This is a genomic window from Ideonella sp. P3_A4, from assembly GCF_056403075.1.
This window is the reverse complement of the sequence record NZ_JBFUGE010000829.1, coordinates 1-2,229: the sequence shown is the minus strand read 5'-3', so window position 1 is coordinate 2,229 and position 2,229 is coordinate 1. Positions and strand designations below refer to the sequence as shown.

Sequence of the window (2,229 nt, the reverse complement as noted above, 5' to 3'; positions counted from 1 at the left end):
GCCTTGTGCACGCCCACCACCGGCGACTCAAAGCCCGCCGGCGGTTGGTAAGGATGGTGGATCAGCTCGGTCGACGTGGCCTTCTTGCCCTTGCCGCTCATATCGGCTCGCCCACCAGGTCATGCCCTTCTGCCGCGACGATGCGGGCCTTGGCGAATTCACCTACGCGCAGCTGCGTCGACGCCTTGGCTGGCGGCAGCAGGCGCACGGTGCCGTCGATCTCAGGTGCGTCTGCATACGAGCGCCCCACCCCGCCCTTGCGGCCCAACGCCGGGGCACGGTCGACCAGCACCTGCATCGTCGAGCCCACGCGGCGGCGCAGCCGCTCGATCGAGACCTGCTCGGCCACGGCCATGAAGCGCGCGCGGCGCTCTTCGCGCAGTTCGGTCGGCAAAGCGCCCGGCAGCTCGTTGGCGGCGGCGCCATTGACCGGTGAGTAGGCAAAACAGCCGGCGCGGTCGATCTGGGCCTCGCCCAGGAACTGCAACACGTGCTCGAACTCGGCCTCGGTCTCGCCCGGGAAGCCGGCAATGAAGGTCGAGCGGATGATCAGCTCGGGGCACATCTCGCGCCACTTCTGGATGCGCTCCAGGTTGCGCTCGCCGCTGGCCGGGCGCTTCATGCGCTTGAGCACATCCGGGTGCGAATGCTGGAACGGCACGTCGAGGTAGGGCAGCACCAGCCCTTCGGCCATCAGCGGGATGATCTCGTCCACATGCGGGTACGGGTAGACGTAGTGCAGGCGCACCCAGGCGCCGTGCTGCTTGGCCAGCTCACCCAGCTGCGCCACCAGGTCCAGCATGCGGGTCTTGACGGGCTTGCCGTCCCAGAAGCCAGTGCGGTACTTCACGTCGACGCCGTAGGCCGAGGTGTCCTGGCTGACGACCAGCAGCTCTTTCACGCCGCCTTCGAACAGCGCCTTGGCCTCTTTCAGCACGTCGCCCACCGGGCGCGAGACCAGGTCGCCGCGCATGCTGGGGATGATGCAGAAGGTGCAGCGGTGGTTGCAGCCCTCGCTGATCTTCAGGTAGGCGTAGTGCTTGGGTGTCAGCTTGATGCCGGCGGCCGGCACCAGGTCGATGAACGGGTCGTGCGGCTTCGGCACGTGCACGTGCACGGCGTCCATCACCTCTTGCGTGGCATGCGGGCCGGTGACGGCCAGCACCTTGGGGTGAATCTGCTTGACCAGGTTGCCACCGCCGTCGCCCTGCTTGGCGCCAAGGCAGCCGGTGACGATGACCTTGCCGTTCTCGGCCAGCGCCTCGCCGATCGTGTCCAGGCTTTCCTTCACCGCGTCGTCGATGAAGCCGCAGGTGTTGACGATCACCAGATCGGCGCCCTGGTAGGTCTTGGCGGTCTTGTAGCCCTCAGCCGAGAGCTGGGTCAGGATCAGCTCGGAGTCGGTCAGTGCCTTGGGGCAGCCGAGCGAGACGAAACCGATGGTCGGCGTGGCCCGGTCAGTGGAGGATGGGGCCAGCGCGGTGGGATCTGCAGTCATCCCCGGATTGTCGCAAACCGGGGCTGCCGGCCTTGTCTACTTCTGCCCAGGCGTCGGCGGAAAGCCCGGGAAACCGGGAATGAGCCCGCCAGCCTGCTTTTGCATCTGCTCTTGCATCTGCACGAACAGATTCTTCGACTGTTCGAGGTAGTTGCCCATCAGCCCCTGCATCATCGGGGCCTGGCCGCTCATGAACTGGGCCCACATCTCGGGCGTGAAGGCCTTGGGGTCGTACAGGCCGCGGGCCTGGTCGGCCAGCCTGGCCTGCATCTCGACGAAGGTCTGCAGGTTCTTTTCGAGGTACGAGCCCATCATGCCCTGCATGGCATGGCCGTAGAACCGGATGATCTGGGCCAGCATGCGCGAGGTGAACATCGGCACGCCGCCGGTTTCCTCTTCCAGGATGATCTGCAGCAGGATGCTGCGGGTCAGTTCGTCGCCGGTCTTGGCGTCGCGCACTTCGAATTCGATGCCTTCCAGCACCATCTGCTTGACATCGACCAGCGTGATGTAGGTGCTGGCGCTGGTGTCGTAGAGCCGGCGGTTCGGGTACTTTTTCAGCACCCGCGGCGATGCCGCTTCAGGGGAAGCCGCGTCGGGCGAAGGCCGGCGGTGGGAAGACATCGGGTATTAGCTCCTTGTGCGCCGCAGCACAGTGGGTGTTGTGCATGTGCACAACGATTCTAGGCGCCATGCCCACCGCGCCCACCGGGGATTGCACTGTCAGGGAC

The 2,229-nt window shown here is 65.9% G+C and carries 2 protein-coding genes; both read right to left on the bottom strand.

Going from position 1 to position 2,229, the window contains the following annotated elements:
- Positions 1 to 97: 97 nt before the first annotated feature.
- Complete coding sequence (gene rimO, locus AC1DYI_RS33285) at positions 98 to 1,498, bottom strand: 30S ribosomal protein S12 methylthiotransferase RimO (protein WP_477208384.1); 1,401 nt, start codon at positions 1,496 to 1,498, stop codon at positions 98 to 100.
- A 36-nt stretch (positions 1,499 to 1,534) separates the two neighbouring features.
- Positions 1,535 to 2,122, bottom strand: coding sequence for a polyhydroxyalkanoate synthesis repressor PhaR (gene phaR, locus AC1DYI_RS33280; RefSeq protein ID WP_477208383.1), 588 nt, complete (start codon positions 2,120 to 2,122; stop codon positions 1,535 to 1,537).
- Positions 2,123 to 2,229 lie beyond the last annotated feature (107 nt).

Coding starts and splice junctions, on each gene's coding strand:
- rimO (WP_477208384.1), bottom strand. CDS start 1,498: ATGACTGCAGATCCCACCGCGCTGGCCCCATCCTCCACTGACCGGGCC.
- phaR (WP_477208383.1), bottom strand. CDS start 2,122: ATGTCTTCCCACCGCCGGCCTTCGCCCGACGCGGCTTCCCCTGAAGCG.